Raw genomic sequence first — 17,419 nt, 5'->3', positions numbered from 1 at the left:
GGGCATTTTATGCATGGCCGCCGCCCGAGTGATCTTCGGCCGCGACGCGGGGCAATTCACGATAATTCGGTCCCACGAGAGAAGAATCCTCTTCTGTCCGTAGCCATCGGCGACGCGACACGCATGCGTACCGAGCGCGCTTTCTCGAGTGCGTGCGCCTGCGGAGTGGTCACTTCAAGTCTCATGAGAAAGGTTCTCTGGTGAGCCGTAGAACGATCCGAAGTTCCCGCGTGAAGTCCGCCACGATGGTTTCAGCGGGCGCACTTGCCGTGGCGCTCAACGTGGTCCCGAGCACGCAGGCCATCGCCGACGCGATTCACAGGTCCGGCACCGAACAGAGCGTGGGGCTGCCGGGCCCGAACGGTGCCACGAGCGCTGACCGCGACAAGGACAAGGACAAGGGCAAGGGCGACAGGGGCCCGCGGGGTCCCCAGGGTCCCCAGGGTCCCCAGGGCTTCCAGGGCTTCCAGGGCTTCCAGGGCGTCCCGGGAGTTCCGGGTGAGCAGGGTCCCCAGGGCGTCCCGGGGGTGGGTGAGCAGGGTCCCCAGGGTGAGCAGGGTGCGCAGGGCGATCCGGGAGGTCCCCAGGGTCCCCAGGGTGAGCAGGGTGCCCAGGGCGACGCGGGGGCCCAGGGTGCCCAGGGTGCCCAGGGCGACGCGGGGGCGCAGGGTGCCCAGGGCGACGCGGGGGCGCAGGGTGCCCAGGGCGACGCGGGGGCCCAGGGTGCCCAGGGCGACGCGGGGGCCCAGGGCCCGCAGGGCGAGCAGGGCGTCCCGGGGGCCCAGGGCCCGCAGGGCGAGCAGGGAGCTCAGGGCGCAGTGGCGCTTGACACCTATGTCGAGGTCGGTGCCCAGGGCGCCCAGTCGGACGCCACGTGCCTCGGCAACGACGTCGCCACCGGCGGCGGCTACCAAGGGTTCCAGGACCCCATCCTCCTGACCGTCAACGTGAGCCAGAGTCAGCCGGTGCCCGGCGCTCAGGGCGGCGTTGCCACCGGGTGGCAGGCAACCGCCACCGTCGGCGAGGTCACCGCCTTCGTGGTCTGCCACGATGTAGAACCGTAAGTCCCCTCTGGCGGTGGTGCGGTACTGGCTTGCCGCTTCGCCCGGGAATGAGTGGCGGTGCCCCGAGGCTTCGGCCTCGCGGGCACCGTCCGCATTCCGCCCGCCACGTGGCCTCAAGGCACGCGCCGGCTCATCGCCCATGATCCGAGTTTCGGAAGACAAATCCACCTCTCGGCTCTGAACGCCGGGACAGCAAGAGCATCGGAGAACCATGCGCGAGAGGACCGCAACATCCGCGACTGGCTGCACGTCTCCGACCACTGCCCGGGCATCGCACTCGTCCTGCACGGTGGCAGGGCCGGGGAGAACCACGGAAGGCCTGGCCGCCGCGGTCGCCCCGTACCGCGAACAGCGGTCCTGGTGGGAGCCGCTCACGGCGGGGGCGGAACTGTGATGACCACACGCTGGCTGGTGACCGGTGCACGGGGGATGCTCGGCCGGGACGTGCTGGCTGAGCTCGCCGCCGATCCGGACGCCGTGGTGACGGGAGTGGGACGTGACCAGCTGGACATCACCCAACCGACGGCCGCGCACGCGGCCGTCGCCGGTCACCACGTGGTCGTCAACTGCGCCGCCTGGACGGACGTCGACCGCGCCGAGGAGGCCGAGGCGGCGGCCACCGCCGTGAACGGCACAGGCGTCCGCCACCTGGCGCGTGCGTGCGCGGGCAGCGGAACGATCCTGCTGCACGTGTCCACGGACTACGTGTTCTCGGGTGACACCCGCGAGCCGTACCCCGAAGACGCACCGACCAGGCCCGTCAACGCATACGGGCGGGGCAAGCTGGCGGGGGAGCAGGCAGTCGCCGAGCTGCTGCCACGCAGCGGCTACGTCGTGCGCACCGCCTGGCTCTACGGCGCGCACGGACCCAACTTCGTGGCCACCATGCTCGAACTCGCCGCGCGCCGCGAGACCCTGGACGTGGTGGCCGACCAGTACGGCCAGCCCACCTGGTCCCGCGCGCTCGCCCGGCAGCTGGCAGCCCTCGGCCGTGCCGCACTGGCCGGGCGGGCCCCGGCAGGCATCTACCACGGCACGGCGGCCGGCCACACCACGTGGTACGGACTGGCCCGGGAGACCTTCCGGCTGAGCGGGCTCGATCCTGAGCGGATCCGCCCGGTCGGCTCTGCGGTGTTCCCGCGCCCCGCCACCCGCCCGGCGTTCGGTGTGCTCGGGCACGGCGGTTGGCCGCGCACCGGACTTGTGCCCCTCCCGCCGTGGGAGGTCCAACTGACCGCGGCCCTGGACACGCCCGCCCTCGCCGCCCTGGCCGCTGCGGCGCGGACGGGTGGCTGATGTTCTGCTGACCTGCTCTTGAAGCAAGAGGCGCCCGGCGGGACCGGATGGTCCCGCCGGGCGCCTTGTCGTATATCGCCTAGACCAGCAGCGGTCCGCCGCACCGCTCGGCGCCGTCCTTCATGGCGATGAGGTTCGCCACCACGTAGGAGATGTTGTTCTTGGAGTGCCAGTCGGTCGGGTAGTAGGTGACCAGCCGTGACTTCTGGAACCGGGCCTCGATCTCGGGCACGAAGGCGCGGTACTGGTTGTCCGTGTAGTACCAGAAGGAGTTCTCGTTGTAGAAGGCGACGTGTGTCGGGTCCTGGTAGGCGCCCCGGCCGTCGGAGCTGGGGGTCATGGTGAGGAGCATGCCCCCGGGTGCCAGCAGCCGGTACAGCTCGTTGATCAGCGGCACCTTCGCGGGCACGTGCTCGAGGAAGTCCACCGCCCGCATCAGACCGACGGAGTTGTCGGGCAGGTCCAGCTTGTCGGGCAGGGTCGCGACGATGTCCACGCCCTCTCCCGCGTACTGGTCCACGCCCAGGTAGCCGGGCGGCTTCCGGTGGGCCGCGCCGAGGTCCAGCGCGAGCAGTCCGCGGCGCTGGGTCCAGGCGAGGGCGTTGGCCTCGATGTACTTGTCGTACAGGGCGACCGTCTCGCGCTGGATGTGTGCGTTGATCTCCGGGTCGCGCTGGGTGTTCGCGCGGTGGATCCGCTGGAGGTACAGGCAGCGGGGGATGTGGTGGAAGTCGCCGACATGGAAGAGACGGCACATCAGGTCCTGGTCGTCCAGGACCGTACGGGTGGCGTCGTACCCGCCGACCTTCTCGTAGGCGTCCTTGCGGAACGCCCGCACGTGGTTGGGCGCGTACCAGATGTAGGCGACGTTGTGCGGCGTCGGTTCCATGGACTTGGCCGCCAGCAGCTTGCGGCCGTCCACGCGCACCTCCTCGTACTGCCAGCCGTGCGTCTCGTTGAAGCGGGACTCGTCCCGCTTGCCGTCCTCGGTGATGTGCGCGGTGTTGCTGTAGACGAAAACGGCGTCGGGATGCGCGTCGAATGCCTTGCCGAGCTCCGCCAGACACGCCTTTGCGAGGAGATCGTCGTGGTCGAGTTCCACGAGGATCTCGCCGCGCGCCAGTTCACAGGCCCTGCGCTTGGCCGCGCCGACGCCGCGGATTTCGTCCGCGATCTCCAGACGGACACGCTCGTCGGGTCGCTCCGGCCGCCACCGGGCGCCGTTGTTGAGCACGACGATCCACTCCCAGTCCGAACAGGTCTGCGCCTGCAACGTCGCCAGGCACTCATCGAGAAAGCGCGGCTGGTGGCTGGGAGTGAAGACGGAGAACCTCGGTGTCGCAGTCGACGTCATCTGGTACCTGCCTGGCTCGATGTCGGAGAGGGTGAGGGACTTACGGAATCCTTGAAAGATTCCGGCAGTTGAGAATGCAGCGAGGGATCGGCCGCAACGGCACGACGGAATGAAGCCCCGGCCTCTTCGTCGCGGTCCTTCTTCGCCAGGATGTTCCCGATTTGCAGATGGGCCGTGGCCGCCTTGGGGTTGGCGGCAACGGCACGCTTCAGGAGTGTGAGAGCTCGGTCGGGCTCACTCGATTTCAGCAGGAGCGCCTGATTGAAGAGAGCCGACGTGAACGACGGATCGATCTTCAGCGCCTTGTCATAGGCGGCACGGGCTTCAGCGGTCCTGCCGTCCTGCTGCGCGAGGACACCCAGGTTGTACCAGGCGTGCTCGCTGCCAGGATCCAGTTCCAGCACTCGCCTGTAGGTACGGGCCGCCCCGTCGTAATCCTGGTACTTCCCCTGCAGAATGCCGGCCTGCAAAAGCGCTTGCGCCTCCACGGTCTTCCGGGTCGCCGACGTGGCCTCGGATTCCGGGGCAGCGGCCGACTGGGACTGGATCGCCCAGATGACGCCCCCGGTGGCAGCCGCCGCCGTTACGGCGAGCCCTGCCCACAATCGCCTACGTTTCACTTGGTCACATCTCATGGAGTCGGTGAGGGAGGGAATGGACTTGGCTGATTCAGGTGGCTGACATGCAGGAGCCCATGGGCGGTGCCGGCGATACCGGAGTCCGAACCACCGTCATGCTCACCAAAGTTACGAGGTGGTCCTTATGCCGCCGCTATTCGTCGGGGACTTAGGGCGTACAGTCCACCCGAATGTACGCATCGGAGGTGCGGTGCGCGGGGCGTGGAAGTCGTAACCCCCGGCCGCCGCCGGGTCCTTGGGCTCGCCGTTCGGCAATTCGTCATTGCGAAAAAGGCCGTTGCGTTGTCGCCCAGGGCGGTGCGCCCCGTGGCCGCATACGTATTGTCGCGCAGTGTTTTGATCAGGACAGGGCGCACTGTCGATGGAAGATTGCCTGAGTCCCGGTCAGTTCGGAGTCGCGACGACGGTCTCGGCGACGCGAAGGCGGCCCGACCGTCGTGCATCCGCGGCTCGCTCTCCGGCGCACCCGTCGGGCAAGAGCCCGGTCATTCCGCCGGTGCGGGGAGAGGACCTCCGGCGGAAGCGAGCCGTCGAACGCCCAGCAGTTCGACGCGCCGGAGGTGGCCGACGGCGGGTGACCGGCTCACGATGTGTTCGGCTGCCACGGCCGGTCCGGCCCCTCGGGCGTGGGCAGCGGTTGCCGTGCCATGCCCGGTCCGCGCGACTGTCGGGCAGCGATCAGGGCAGGCAGGCTCACGCGATGTCTCGGGTGGCACCCGGTCCGCGCGCCTCCTTCGGCACGCGGACCGGGGCCGTCAGGGAGCGCCGATCAGCTGCGTGTCGCGCAGCGCGGCGGTGTGCGCGTCCATCCGCTCGGCGGCGAGGATCGCGGCGGCTGTGTCGGCGCGGGACGCGGCGACCACCAGGGCGCGGCCCGCGAGAGCGTGCGCGCGCTGGTGGAGCGCGGCGGAGTCGGCGTGGGTCAGCGCGGCATGCCGGGCGGGCGGCGCGCCGCGCAGCCGGGACACCTGGGCCGCGATGGCCTCCGCCGCGGTGTCGAGACCGAGCTCGTCGGTGACGGCGAGGAGTGCGGCGAGATGCCCGGCGAGCTGGATGTCCAGCTCCTCCTCGCGGCTGCGGTGCGGGTACTGCGCCTGGTCGGCCATCGAGTGGACCGACTTGGTGCGGATCGGCTCGTACATGGATGGCCTCCTGCTCACGGTCAGGAGACCATCCTACATTGGATTCAGTCTAAAGTTGAGCCCGATCGGGACTTTGTCAGCTTCATGCGATGGCGGAGCCGGACTTCGTCATCTGACCGTCGTGCTCAGTGCTGGCTGTAGCCGCTCAGGAAGCTGCCGATCCGGCCGACGGCGTCCGCCAGGTCCTTCGCGGACGGCAGCGTCACGATGCGGAAGTGATCCGGTTCCGGCCAGTTGAAGCCCGTCCCGTGCACCACCATGATCTTCTCGGCCCGCAGCAGGTCGAGCACCATCTGACGGTCGTCCTTGACCTTGTGGACCGACGGGTCGAGCCGCGGGAACAGGTACAGCGCCCCTTTCGGCCTCACACAGGTGACTCCGGGGATCTGCGTCAGCAGGTCGTACGCGGTGTCGCGCTGCTCCAGCAGCCGCCCGCCGGGCAGGACCAGCTGCTCGATCGACTGCCGGCCGCCGAGCGCCGTGGCCACCGCGTGCTGTGCGGGCATGTTGGCGCACAGCCGCATGTTGGCGAGGATCGTCAGGCCCTCGATGTACGAGGAGGCATGCGCCTTCGGCCCGCACACCGCGAGCCAGCCGGAGCGGTAGCCCGCGACCCGGTAGTTCTTGGAGAGCCCGTTGAAGGTGAGCACCAGCAGGTCGGGGGCGATCGCGGCGGTCGGCGTGTGGGTCGCCCCGTCGTAGAGGATCTTGTCGTAGATCTCGTCGGAGCAGACGACGAGACGGTGCCGCCGGGCGATCTCCGTGAGACTGCGCAGCATCTCGTCGTCGTAGACGGCGCCCGTCGGGTTGTTCGGGTTGATGATCACGATCGCCTTGGTGCGGTCGGTGATCTTGCGCTCGATGTCCGCGAGGTCGGGCATCCAGTCCGACTGCTCGTCACAGCGGTAGTGCACGGCCGTGCCGCCGGACAGCGACACGGACGCCGTCCACAGCGGGTAGTCGGGCGCGGGCACCAGCACCTCGTCGCCGTCGTCGAGCAGAGCCTGCATCGACATCTGGATCAGCTCGGAGACGCCGTTGCCCAGGTAGACGTCCTCGACGTCGAGGTCGATGCCCTTGGTCTGGTAGTGCTGCATGACCGCGCGGCGGGCGGACAGCAGCCCCTTCGCGTCCCCGTAGCCGTGCGCACCGCCGACGTTGCGCAGGATGTCCTCGAGGATCTCCGGCGGGCAGTCGAATCCGAAGGCGGCCGGGTTGCCGGTGTTGAGCTTGAGGATGCGATGACCTGCTGCCTCGAGCCGCATTGCCTCCTCGAGGACCGGGCCTCGGATTTCGTAACAGACGTTTGCGAGCTTCGTGGACTGGATCACCTGCATGACGTGAGCTTACGGGTGCCCGGCAGTGATCGCTTCGAGTTCCTGACCACGGCAGCGTGGCGCGAATGTCCCGTTTTGCAGCTTCCGCTGGTGGGCGCGCCCGAGCCCCTTCGAATGCGCTTTGCGAACCCCGGGACCACCTACGAAATCCGTCGTTACGCCCGCGGATGTGGCGCTAGTCACCCCTGGGCGGGGGAGTGCCCGGTCCGCGGGATAGGGTGTGCGTTCACGCAGTGCACGGACCGACCCGGGAGGTGAGACCCCATTTCCGCGAACGCAGGCAGGGTTCCCTCTCCCCGTAACCGTGCGGACGGCCCGGAGTGACCGGGCACGGGTGAGTACGGGGTGCCCTTCGGTCTCCGAAAGGCCTTCCATGTCGGTTCCGCCGATCCCGCTTCTCCCCTCCCCCTCCGTTGTTCCCGTCGACGTCTGCGCCGTCGTCACCACCCTCCGCGCCGCCGGCTGCGTCTTCGCCGAGGACGAGGCGCAGCTGTTGATCTCCACTGCCCGTGACGCCGCCGAGCTGGACGCCATGATCGGGCGCCGGGTGGCGGGCCGGCCCCTGGAGCACGTCCTCGGCTGGGCCGCATTCCGCGGTTTGCGGATGGCCGTCGACGAAGGGGTGTTCGTGCCCAGGCGGCGCAGTGAGTTCCTGGTCGAGTGCGCGGTCGCGCTCGCCCCGCCCGCTGCCGTCGTCGTCGACCTGTGCTGCGGCTCGGGCGCCCTCGGCACCGCCGTGCTGCACGCGCTCGGCGGCGGGGAACTGCACGCCGCCGACATCGAGCCCGCCGCCGTACGCTGCGCGCGCCGCAATGTCGCGACAGTCGGCGGCCGGGTGTACGAGGGGGATCTCTACGCACCCCTGCCCGCCGAGCTCCGGGGCCGTGTCGACGTCCTCGTCGCCAACGCCCCGTATGTGCCGACCCGTGAGATCGGCCTCCTGCCGCCCGAGGCCCGTGACCACGAGCCGCTGGTCGCGCTGGACGGCGGCACGGACGGGCTCGACATCCAGCGCCGGGTGACGGCGGGGGCCGCGCGGTGGCTGGCGCCCGGCGGCGCGCTGCTCATCGAGACGAGCGAGCGGCAGGCCGCGCGGACCGCGGAAGCTTTCGCCCGGCACGGCATGGCTCCGCGGATCGAGGCGTGCGAGGAACTGGACGCGACGGTGGTGATCGGCGTCCGGCCCGCGTAGACCGCCCGGACCGGTGCCGGGCGCGGCACGCTCCTCGTCCGCGGTTCCGCCGGCGCGCGCGGGCGTGTCAGGGGCACGGAGAAGCCCCGAGGAGCGTCGTCGCTCCTCGGGGCCGCATCCGATGTCGCGTCAGGGACGAAGGAGGGAACGTCAGCCGTTGAGGCAGGTGCTGCCGACGGCCGGGTTCAGCAGACCGAGCAGGTTGGCCGAGTTGCCGCAGAGGTTCAGCGGGACGTGGAGCGGGAGCTGAATGACGTTGCCGGACAGCACGCCCGGGGAACCGGTGGCAAGACCCTCGGCGCCCACATCGGCAACGGCGGGCGCGGCGCCGCCCAGCGCCAGGACGAGACCGGCGGCGACGGCTGCAGCCTTCTTGTGCTTCATTTCGATCCTTTCAGCAGGGGCACGGTACGCGGTACGGCCTTCGTGCCGCGCAGCCGCATTTCTTCATGCGGGCATGCGCCTTCCGCAGAACTAGTAACGATGCGATTCCCGGTCGGAAACCGGTCGGCCACTGCCGGTTCGGAAAGTCACTCGTATGCCCCACATATAATGATTCGAACAGGTGCGCGGAGTCGATTGAGGAATTGTCACGGCTTTTGTTCGGAATTTGATTCCGGGCGCAGGCGTGCCCCTGTGCTCAGGGGTGGAGTTCTCGACGCACTGCTGGTTCTGCGGGGCGGAGGGGACCGGCACGTCGTTGACGGCGGTGACCGGGACGAGCCCCAGCCGATGTTGCTTGGCCGGCAGGCCGTTCGGTTGCGGACCTTCACTCGAATGCCGCACACGGGTTGCGCGAGTCGTCGGCACTATCGTGTTCACCCGTAGTGCTGAACGGATTCCTGGCCCCGATCGCCCACTTCGCGTGCGGCACAATAGGCGAATCCATCAGGTCGAACGAGTGGTGAATTCAATATGACAATTACGGCGACCGAATCCTTGTCCGTCGAACAGAGGGGAAGGCGGCGGGCGGTCAGGGGTCCCTCCGGCGGGGTGGTCGGCGTGGGGCGCGCCTTCGCCTGGATGCTGGTGGTGACGGGTGCGGCGGGACTGCTCGCGGCGTGGGTCATCACGCTGGACAAGTTCAAGATCCTCGAGGCGAAGATCGCGGGCACGACCTTCACACCGGGGTGCAGTCTCAATCCGGTGGTGTCCTGCGGCAGCGTGATGGAGAGCGGCCAGGCGTCCGCGTTCGGCTTTCCCAACCCGATGCTGGGGCTGGTGACATACGCGGTCGTGATCGGCGTCGGGGTGAGCCTGCTGGCGGGCGCGCGTTTTCCGCGCTGGTACTGGCTGACGTTCAACGCGGGGACACTGTTCGGGGTCGGGTTCTGCACGTGGCTGATGCAGCAGTCGCTGTACGAGATCAACGCGCTGTGCCTGTGGTGCTGCCTGGCGTGGGTCGCCACGATCGTCATGTTCTGGTACGTGACCTCGCACAGCGTGCGGAACGGGCTGCTGCCCGCGCCGGCCGGACTGCGGAGTCTCTTCGGCGAGTTCACGTGGGTGCTGCCGGTGCTGCACATCGGCATCATCGGGATGCTGGTGCTGACCCGGTGGTGGGAGTTCTGGACCGGCTGACACGAAGGGTCCGCCGGTCCCGGCGACCTGGCCCGGACTGCAGGAGCCCAGGCCGCCCTGACCCAGGGCTTGTTGAGCGAGCCCTGGATCAGGTGTCGTGCCGGTCGTGGAGCCAGCCGCGCCGCGGTGGCGGGGGAGCGGGACGGACCTGCTGCTCCTCGGCGGAGGGAGCGGGGAAGCGGGTGAGCCGCGCCCAGTCCCCGTCCGGCCGGCCCGGCAGGGTCCGGCCGCCCGCCGCCCACTCCCGTGCCAGCTGTTCGTAGATGGGGCTGCTGCCCGGCTGCTGGGCCGCAGGCGTCGAATCGGTTCTCGTCTGCACGCGCTGCCAACGAGTCGGCGCGGTAGTCCTTGCCATACGCGGGCCAACGCGCATCCGTCGGCCGAGGTCACTGCCGCGCCGGTGCGACCGGGGTACGGCGGGAACGGCCTTTCGAGCGCACGCGGCGGGATTCCCGCGTGACACGGGGTGCGCCGCCGTTGTGCGCGGCAGCCCGATCCACCTGCTCGTCCAGGGCGGCCGGGCCGTCGTCACCATGTCGTACATGAACGCCCAGTGCCCGGTTCTCGCCGAGTGGCTGGCCGCCGCCGGGCGGCGCGGCACCGTTGATCGCCGGCCGCGCCTGGCCCGAGGCGACGCCCGGCGTGCCCTCGCCGAGGGCGTACTGCAGGGCTTCCTCGGCGACGAGGCCACGCTGACGGCCGCCGCGCACGTCCTCCTGCCGGTTTCCCGGCTGCGGGACGGACAGTGGGGGCCCCGCCGGGTCCGGTACGCCCGGTGCGCCGGTCTGCTCGCCTCGAAGGCGGACGGCAGCGTACGGACCCGGTGAACGGGGCTGCCGCGAGCCGCCCTTGCCCCCCGCCGGGGGCGAACAACCCTTTCGTCACGCGCTGGTTGTCCACACCGAAGTCGTCAACGTCGAAGCGTCATTGCTTCGCAGGAGCAACCCACGGCGTCATGCACCGAACGAGGTCGCGGCCTCCCCCAGTGGTACAGGGGAGGCCGCGAACGGTGCAGCGGTGCTCAGGCGGCGTCGCCGTTGAGGCAGCTGGTGCCGAAGGCCGGGTTGAGCAGCGCGATGGCGTCCACCGTGGTGCCACAGACGTTGGCCGGCACGTGGAGGGGGACCTGGAGCTGGTTGCCCGAGGCGACGCCCGGGGAACCGACGGCCTCACCGAGGGTCCCGGCGTCGGCGGCAGCAATGCCGGCGCCGCCGGCAAGGATGGCGCCCGTGCTGGCGACAACAGCGGCGGCCTTCGCGATACGCGACATCAACTTCTCCTTGTAAGGAACAGAGGAGGCCGCAGGGATTTGCGACCTTCACTTCTCGTTCAACGCCGCAAACGGACACCGGTAACGGATCAGGGCGAAGTCTGACCCTTGCGGAGGAGATCGGCGTGCCGGACCAGGCGCGCTCGGCCTCGACCCTGTGCCGCACCGGACAATCGTCTTCGTTCGATCGTACGTTCGGTTCTGGGTCTACTGTGGAAGGCATGGCAGCACATCTGCAGGCTTCGCTCTTCGACCAGGCCGACGAGATCGGCCTCGCACCCCTGGACGGCGTGCGTCGCACGGTCCTCGGGCACGGGGCGTGGCTGGACGCGCTGCCGGGCTGGCTCACCGGCGCCGATCTGCTGTTCGACGAGCTCGTCGGCACCGTGCCGTGGCGTGCCGAGCGGCGCCGGATGTACGAGCGCACCGTGGACGTCCCCCGGCTGCTCGCCTACTACGGCGAGGACGACCCCCTGCCGCATCCCGTGCTGGAACAGGCGCGGGACGCCCTGTCGCGCCACTACGCGCACGAGCTGGGCGAGCCCTTCGTCACGGCCGGGCTCTGCTACTACCGCGACGGCCACGACAGCGTCGCCTGGCACGGCGACCGGATCGGCCGGGGAGCCCGGGAGGACACCATGGTCGCCATCGTGTCCGTCGGCGACCCGCGCGATCTCGTCCTGCGGCCGCTGCACGGCGGCGGCATCCAGGTCCGCCGCCCGCTCGGGCACGGCGACCTGGTCGTGATGGGCGGCTCCTGCCAGCGCACCTGGGAGCACGCCGTGCCGAAGACGGCGCGTCCGGTGGGCCCGCGGATCAGCGTGCAGTTCCGCCCGCGCGGGGTGAACTAGCGGGTGCCGGGCCACGATCCCGCGGACACCCCCTGGCGTCCGGGGGGATCGTGGCACCTCAGTTGGGGGTGCGCCGTACGGAGCGGCCGGCGAGCACATCCGTACGGACCCCGTCCTCGATCACGAACCGGCCGTCGATCAGCACATGCGGGATGCCCGTCGGCAGGGTGCGCGGGGCCTCGAAGGTGGAGCCGGCCGCGACCGTGTCCGGGTCGAACAGAACGAGATCGGCGCGGTAGCCCTCGCGCACCAGGCCGCGGTCGGGCACCCGAAGGCGGGCCGCCGGGCGCGAGGTCAGATGGGCGACCGTCTCCTCCAGGGACAGGATCCCCAGGTCACGGGCGTACCGGCCCAGGTAGTGCGGGAAGGTGCCGTACGCGCGCGGATGCGGCTTGAGGCCCTGGAGGATGCCGTCGCTGCCGCCGGTGTGGACGCGGTGGCGCATGATCGTGCGGACGTTCTCCTCGTGGCCGACGTGCTGCAGGATCGTCGAGCCGAGCCGGTCCTCGATCAACAGGCGCCGAGCGGTGACCCAGGGCTCCTCGCCGCGCGCCTTCGCGGACTCGAGCACCGTGCGGCCGACGTGGTCCGCCAGGGCGGGGTCGTTCACGCCCGAGATCTCGATCGTGGCCCACTCCACCGGCACGCCGTGGCAGCCGTCGGAGCCGATCTCCTCCAGATGGTGGCGGATCCGCTCCGCGGTCTCGTCGTCCCGGAGGCGGGCGAGCACCGCGTCGGGACCGCCCTCGCCCGCCCAGCTCGGCAGCACGGCGACGAGCGTCGTGCAGCCGGGGGTGTACGGGTAGGTGTCCAGGGTGATGTCGGCGCCCGCGTCCAGCGCGTCGTCGAGCAGGGCCAGCAGCTCCGGAGCCCGGCCCTTGTTGACCCCGAAGTTCATGGTGGCGTGGGCGAGATGGAGCGCGCAGCCCGCCTCGCGGGTGACCGCCACCATCTCCTCGTACGCCTCGAGGGCCCCCGCGCCGTAGGAGCGGTGGTGGGGGCAGTAGTAGCCGTCGTACGCGGCCACGACGCGGCACAGTTCGGTGAGTTCGGAGTCGTTCGCGTACATCCCGGGGGTGTACGTCAGCCCCGACGAGAGGCCGACGGCGCCCTGCTCCAGCCCCTCAGCGACGAGCTGCTTCATCCGGGCCAGCTCGGCGTCGGTGGCGGGACGGTCCTCCCAGCCCACGGCGTACATGCGCACCGTGCCCTGCGGGACGAGGTAGGCGGCGTTCACGGCGATGCCGCGGTCGAGCCTGTCGAGGTACTCGCCGACCGTGCGCCAGTCGAAGTCGACGGTCGTGTCGCCGGGCGCACCGCCGTTCCAGCCGGTGATCGCCGTGCGGACCTGGGCGAGCGTGGCGTCGTCGACGGGCGCGTACGACAGACCGTCCTGCCCCAGCACTTCGAGGGTCACGCCCTGGGCGGCCTTGGCGCTGTGGTCGGGGTCGCGCAGCAGGGCGAGGTCGCTGTGGGCGTGCATGTCGATGAAGCCGGGGGAGAGCGCGAGGCCGTGGGCGTCGAGCGTGCGGGCGCCGGAGAGGGCGGGCTCGCCCTCCCGGCGTATCGCGGCGACGCGGCCGCGGGCGAGGCCGACGTCGGCGCGGTAGGAGGCGCCGCCACTGCCGTCGATGACGCGCACGTCGCGGATGACCAGGTCCATGGGGGTCCTCTCGAGGGTGGGGAACGGCTCCCGCTCAGAAGAACGTGCGGATGTAGTCCGTGACCGTGCCGTCCGCCTCCACCAGCGGAATCAGCTGCCACTTGTCGAAGCTCGTGCACGGGTGCGACAGCCCCAGTCCCACCCAGTCCCCGACCTCCAGCCGCGCCCCCGGCTCGGTCCGCAGCCAGCCGTGCTGGTCGGACAGGGCCGTGACCGTCAGGCCGGTGGCCGGGCGGATCTCGCCGGTGCGTGCGTCGCGGACGACCTGCGCCTGCGGAAGGTCGAGGTCGTACGCCGCGTCCCGCTTGCCCGCGTTCACGAACGCCTGCTCCGGGGTGGGACGCGAGACGACCTGCGCCCACAGGCGGAACGCCGGCTGGAGCGCGCCCTCGTCCGGCACCCGGTTGAAGGGGGTCAGATGGCGGTAGTGGCCGTCGTCGTGCGAGACGTACGCGCCGGAGCGCAGCAACTTGAGGACCGGTGCGGACAGTTCGGGGATCTCGGCGAACACGTCCGCCACCGCGTCGAACCACGCGCTGCCGCCCGCGCTGACCACGATCTCGCCGGAGTCCGCGAACCGGCCGGCCTTGTCGAAGTCCACCGCCACTGCCACCAGGCGGCGCAGCCAGGCGCGCACCCGCTCGGCATCGGCCTGCGGGACCTCGCCCTCGTACCCGGCGACGCCGACCAGCCGCAGCGTCCGGGTGGCGGCCACCGCGTCGGCCACCGCCGCGCAGTCCGCCTCCGTACGGGCGCCCGTGCGCGCGCCCTCGCCCGCGCCCAGCTCGACGACGACGTCCAGCGGGCGCGAGGTGCCGCGCAGCGCCTGGTCCATGAGCTCGACGCCGCGCACGGAGTCGACGTAGCAGACGAGGCGGAAGCCGGGGTCGGCGTCGAGCTCCTGTCCGATCCAGCGCAGGGCGGCCGCGTCGACCACCTCGTTGGCCAGGAAGATCCGCTCGATCCCGTATGCCCGGTAGACGCGGACCTGGTGCGGCACGGCGGCCGTGATGCCCCAGGCGCCGTACTCCAGCTGGCGGGCGAAGAGCTGCGGCGACATGGAGGTCTTGCCGTGCGGGGCGAAGGCGAGGCCGTGGCGCTCGGCGTACGTCTCCAGGAGCGCCAGGTTGTGCTCCACCGACTCGGCGGACAGCGCCAGGACGGGGGTGGTGAAGCCGCCGGTGAAGAGGTTGAGCCGGGCGGCCGCCAGTTCGCCGACGGTCCGGCCCTCGGCGTCGGGCGGGAGCGCCTTGAAGCGGTGGTCGACCGGTTCGTCGGCGAGTCGTGCGACGGCGTTGTCGGCAGCCATGGGGCCCTCCTCTATGCCGTTGCGCTATCTGCAACGGCCATTGCGTATTTCGCTTAGCGCTGTCTAACATCCGAGCCAACGCCGGGTCAATGGTGCCCGGCGACCGACCAGCAAGGAGCCCCCGCGATCATGACCGCGAGCGTGCAGGCCCCCGTGGACGTCGTCTGCCTCGGCGAGTCCATGGTCACGTTCCTGCCGACCCGTGCGGGCCGCCTCGCCGATGTGCCGTCGTTCGTCCGCGGCATCGGCGGCGCAGAGTCCAACGTGGCCTGCGCGCTCGCGGCGGCGGGCCACCGGGCGCGCTGGGTCGGGCGCGTGGGCGCGGACGGCTTCGGCGACCACCTCGTGGAGGCGATCGCGGCGTACGGGGTGGACACCTCGACCGTCACGCGCGACGCCGAGCGCCCCACGGGCGTGTACTTCCGCACGGCGGGCGACCGGGCGACGGACGAGCACGAGGTCGTGTACTACCGGGCGGGCTCGGCGGCGTCGGCGATGTCGCCTGCGAACGTGCGGGGCGAGGACGTGTGGTCCGGGCGTCTGCTGCACCTCTCGGGCATCACCGCCGCCCTGTCCCCGGACTGCCTCGCGCTGATGCGGGAGCTGACCGCCCGACGGGACGGCCGGCCGCCGGTCTCCTTCGACGTGAACCACCGGCCGGGCCTGTGGCGCGACCCGGCGTCCGGCGCGCGGGTGCTGCTGGAGCTCGCCCGGGGCGCGGACATCGTGTTCGTGGGCGAGGACGAGGCGGAGGAGGCGTGGGGCCTGCGGGGCGCCGACGCGATCCGCGAGGCGCTGCCGGAGCCGTCGGTGCTGGTGGTGAAGCGGGGCGCGGCGGGCGCGGTGGCGTTCGACCGCGGGGTTCTCCCCACCTCTCCCCCTACGCCTGGCGGCGTCGGGGCGCCCCCACGTCCCGAACCGGGCTCCGCCCGGACCCGTACCGCGCTCCGCGCGGTGTCCTCGAGCTCCCCCGGCCGGCCTGATTCCGCTCCGCGAGATCCAGCCGCGCCTGGGGGCACCCCCGGACGAAGTCTGGGGGAGCTCGAGGCGCGGGGCCCGGGGACGAGCCCCGACAACGCCCGAGGGGCGTTCCGGGCCCCGGGGCCTGCCCCGGTCCGGGATGGGGGTACCGCCCACGCCGCCAGGCGTAGGGGCAGGGCGGGGCGGGGAACGGCTCCGCGCGGCGACAGCGTCACGCACGTGCCCGCCCCGGCCGTACGCGTCGTCGCCGCCACCGGCGCCGGGGACGCCTTCGCCGCCGGCTTCCTCGGCGGCAGCCTCCGCGGGCTGCCCGTGAAGGACCGGCTCCGGCACGGGCACCTGTACGCCGCCGCCACCCTCACCGTCGCCGGTGACCTGGGCGCCCCTCCCGCCGCCGCGCACGCCGACCGGCTCGTCGCCCTCGACGACGACGCCTGGGGGAGACTGCACCTCGGCCCCGGGTGGACAGGGGCAGACCAGGAGGTACGTACACCATGAGCCAGACCGTCGACCGCGCGCTGAGCATCCTGCCGCTGCTCGCGCAGGGGCCCGCCGACCTCGGACAGGTCGCCGACCGGCTCGGCGTCCACAAGTCCACCGCGCTGCGCCTGCTGCGCACGCTGCACGAGCACGGCCTCGTCTACCGCCAACAGGACCAGCGCTACCGCCTCGGCGCCAGGCTGATCGCCCTCGCGCAGGAGGCCGTCGAGAACCTCGACGTACGCGAGATCGCGCACCCGCACCTCGTCGCCCTCAACGAGCAGATCGGGCACACCGTCCACCTCGCGGTGCACGAGGAGAGCGAAGTCCTCTACATCGACAAGGTCGAGAGCCGCTACCCGGTCCGGATGTACTCCCGGATCGGCAAGCCCGTCGCCATCACCGTCGCGGCCGTGGCCAAGCTGCTGCTGGCCGACCTCCCCGAACCCGAGCGGCGCACCGTCGCCGAGAAGCTCGACTACCCCATGTACACGTCCCGTTCGACCCCGAACGCCGGCGCCTTCCTCAAGGAGCTGGCCACCGTGCGCGAACAGGGCTGGGCCACCGACCTCGGCGGCCACGAGGAGTCGATCAACTGCATCGCGGCCCCCATCCGCGGTGCGGACGGCCGGGCCGTCGCCGCCATGTCGGTGTCCGCGCCGAACGTCGTCGTCACCGCCGACGAACTCCTCACCCTTCTCCCGCTCGTGCGGCGCACCGCCGACGCCATCACGCGGGAGTACTCAGGTCACACCCCTCAGAAGGAAGCACGCGCATGAGCGAGAAGACCGCGATCACCCCGAGCACCCACACCGCCCCGCCCGCGAAGTTCTCGCACGGTGTCAGGAAGGGCAACATCCTCCAGGTCGCCGGACAGGTCGGGTTCCTCCCCGCTGTCGAGGGCCAGGCGCCCACCCCGGCCGGCCCGACCCTGCGCGAGCAGACCCTCCAGACCCTCGCCAACGTCAAGGCGATCCTCGAGGAGGGCGGCGCGTCCTGGGACGACGTGATGATGATCCGCGTCTACCTCACCGACACGGCCCACTTCGCCGAGATGAACGAGATCTACAACCAGTACTTCAAGGACCTGACGGTGGCCCCCGCCGCCCGTACGACGGTCTACGTCGGCCTCCCCGCCGGCCTGCTCATCGAGATCGACGCCCTGGCAGTCCTGGACTGATCCTTCTGAACCCGCAGCAGTACGGCACGGCGCTCCTCCCCGATGCGCCGTGCCGCGGTCCCCCCTTGCCGAAAACCGCCC

The 17,419-nt window shown here is 71.0% G+C and carries 18 protein-coding genes and 1 pseudogene; 9 read left to right on the top strand and 10 right to left on the bottom strand.

Translation table 11 applies throughout. The features are described from left to right. Positions 1-269: 269 nt before the first annotated feature. Both ACWD0A_RS19085 and rfbD read left to right on the top strand, forming a co-directional pair. Positions 270-1,064, top strand: coding sequence for a hypothetical protein (locus tag ACWD0A_RS19085; protein WP_451299533.1), 795 nt, complete (start codon positions 270-272; stop codon positions 1,062-1,064). A gap of 393 nt (positions 1,065-1,457) precedes the next feature. Continuing rightward, positions 1,458-2,360 carry a dTDP-4-dehydrorhamnose reductase gene (gene rfbD / locus ACWD0A_RS19080; RefSeq protein WP_451299531.1) on the top strand — a complete coding sequence of 301 codons (903 nt, stop codon included), beginning with the start codon at positions 1,458-1,460 and terminating at the stop codon, positions 2,358-2,360. 79 nt (positions 2,361-2,439) lie between these two features. Here the strand turns inward: rfbD and ACWD0A_RS19075 are convergent, their stop codons facing one another. The 4 genes from ACWD0A_RS19075 to ACWD0A_RS19060 all read right to left on the bottom strand — a co-directional run bounded on the left by ACWD0A_RS19075 (position 2,440) and on the right by ACWD0A_RS19060 (position 6,831). Next, positions 2,440-3,714 carry a glycosyltransferase gene (locus ACWD0A_RS19075; protein WP_451299529.1) on the bottom strand — a complete coding sequence of 425 codons (1,275 nt, stop codon included), beginning with the start codon at positions 3,712-3,714 and terminating at the stop codon, positions 2,440-2,442. Beyond that, on the bottom strand, positions 3,711-4,202 hold the full coding sequence (locus ACWD0A_RS19070) for a tetratricopeptide repeat protein (protein ID WP_451299527.1): 492 nt from the start codon (positions 4,200-4,202) through the stop codon (positions 3,711-3,713). Before ACWD0A_RS19070 ends, ACWD0A_RS19075 begins: the two co-directional genes overlap by 4 nt. A 905-nt stretch (positions 4,203-5,107) precedes the next feature. Further along, positions 5,108-5,494 carry an SCO4983 family protein gene (locus tag ACWD0A_RS19065; protein WP_451299525.1) on the bottom strand — a complete coding sequence of 129 codons (387 nt, stop codon included), beginning with the start codon at positions 5,492-5,494 and terminating at the stop codon, positions 5,108-5,110. A 125-nt stretch (positions 5,495-5,619) separates the two neighbouring features. Beyond that, a complete protein-coding gene (locus tag ACWD0A_RS19060; RefSeq protein WP_451299523.1) occupies positions 5,620-6,831 on the bottom strand; it encodes a pyridoxal phosphate-dependent aminotransferase in 1,212 nt (403 codons plus the stop codon). A 373-nt stretch (positions 6,832-7,204) separates the two neighbouring features. Between ACWD0A_RS19060 and ACWD0A_RS19055 the strand changes: the two genes are divergently transcribed. Further along, entirely contained in the window at positions 7,205-8,023 is an 819-nt protein-coding gene (locus tag ACWD0A_RS19055) for a putative protein N(5)-glutamine methyltransferase (protein WP_451299521.1), read from the top strand. Positions 8,024-8,173: 150 nt separating this feature from the next. Here the strand turns inward: ACWD0A_RS19055 and ACWD0A_RS19050 are convergent, their stop codons facing one another. Next, complete coding sequence (locus ACWD0A_RS19050) at positions 8,174-8,407, bottom strand: chaplin (RefSeq protein WP_451299519.1); 234 nt, start codon at positions 8,405-8,407, stop codon at positions 8,174-8,176. Between the two features lie 261 nt (positions 8,408-8,668). Further along, positions 8,669-8,776 (bottom strand): annotated as a pseudogene (locus tag ACWD0A_RS19045) (rodlin); the annotation flags it as partial. Positions 8,777-8,938: 162 nt separating this feature from the next. Here ACWD0A_RS19045 and ACWD0A_RS19040 point away from each other — a divergent pair. Next, a complete protein-coding gene (locus tag ACWD0A_RS19040; protein ID WP_451299517.1) occupies positions 8,939-9,604 on the top strand; it encodes a vitamin K epoxide reductase family protein in 666 nt (221 codons plus the stop codon). A gap of 88 nt (positions 9,605-9,692) precedes the next feature. On the opposite strand, the gene ACWD0A_RS19035 is transcribed toward ACWD0A_RS19040, so the two are convergent. Further along, positions 9,693-9,923: a hypothetical protein gene (locus ACWD0A_RS19035; protein ID WP_307717987.1), complete on the bottom strand. Its 231-nt coding sequence runs from the start codon at positions 9,921-9,923 to the stop codon at positions 9,693-9,695. 160 nt (positions 9,924-10,083) lie between these two features. Between ACWD0A_RS19035 and ACWD0A_RS19030 the strand changes: the two genes are divergently transcribed. Next, positions 10,084-10,431: a DUF5949 family protein gene (locus tag ACWD0A_RS19030; protein WP_451299515.1), complete on the top strand. Its 348-nt coding sequence runs from the start codon at positions 10,084-10,086 to the stop codon at positions 10,429-10,431. Positions 10,432-10,625: 194 nt separating this feature from the next. On the opposite strand, the gene ACWD0A_RS19025 is transcribed toward ACWD0A_RS19030, so the two are convergent. After that, positions 10,626-10,874, bottom strand: coding sequence for a chaplin (locus ACWD0A_RS19025; RefSeq protein ID WP_451299513.1), 249 nt, complete (start codon positions 10,872-10,874; stop codon positions 10,626-10,628). A 221-nt stretch (positions 10,875-11,095) separates the two neighbouring features. On the opposite strand from ACWD0A_RS19025, the gene ACWD0A_RS19020 reads away from it, so the two are divergent. Next, positions 11,096-11,725, top strand: a complete 630-nt coding sequence (locus ACWD0A_RS19020; protein WP_307713732.1) for an alpha-ketoglutarate-dependent dioxygenase AlkB — start codon at positions 11,096-11,098, stop codon at positions 11,723-11,725. A 58-nt stretch (positions 11,726-11,783) separates the two neighbouring features. Here the strand turns inward: ACWD0A_RS19020 and ACWD0A_RS19015 are convergent, their stop codons facing one another. After that, positions 11,784-13,388 (bottom strand): N-acyl-D-amino-acid deacylase family protein, encoded by a 1,605-nt coding sequence (locus ACWD0A_RS19015; RefSeq protein WP_451299511.1) that lies wholly within the window; start codon positions 13,386-13,388, stop codon positions 11,784-11,786. Between the two features lie 34 nt (positions 13,389-13,422). Then, entirely contained in the window at positions 13,423-14,697 is a 1,275-nt protein-coding gene (locus ACWD0A_RS19010) for an amino acid deaminase (protein ID WP_451299509.1), read from the bottom strand. Positions 14,698-14,826: 129 nt separating this feature from the next. Here ACWD0A_RS19010 and ACWD0A_RS19005 point away from each other — a divergent pair, with 129 nt between their 5' ends. Genes ACWD0A_RS19005 through ACWD0A_RS18995 form a run of 3 tightly spaced genes read left to right on the top strand, consistent with a single transcriptional unit; the run spans position 14,827 to position 17,338 of the window. After that, entirely contained in the window at positions 14,827-16,176 is a 1,350-nt protein-coding gene (locus tag ACWD0A_RS19005; RefSeq protein ID WP_451299507.1) for a PfkB family carbohydrate kinase, read from the top strand. Continuing rightward, entirely contained in the window at positions 16,173-16,937 is a 765-nt protein-coding gene (locus tag ACWD0A_RS19000; RefSeq protein WP_177152153.1) for an IclR family transcriptional regulator, read from the top strand. Before ACWD0A_RS19005 ends, ACWD0A_RS19000 begins: the two co-directional genes overlap by 4 nt. Then, positions 16,934-17,338, top strand: a complete 405-nt coding sequence (locus ACWD0A_RS18995; protein WP_451299505.1) for a RidA family protein — start codon at positions 16,934-16,936, stop codon at positions 17,336-17,338. Before ACWD0A_RS19000 ends, ACWD0A_RS18995 begins: the two co-directional genes overlap by 4 nt. Positions 17,339-17,419 lie beyond the last annotated feature (81 nt).

The sequence above is a fragment of the Streptomyces sp. NPDC002867 genome (assembly GCF_053591895.1).
The sequence above is the reverse complement of the archived record's forward strand: the minus strand, read 5'-3'. Positions and strand labels throughout refer to the sequence as shown.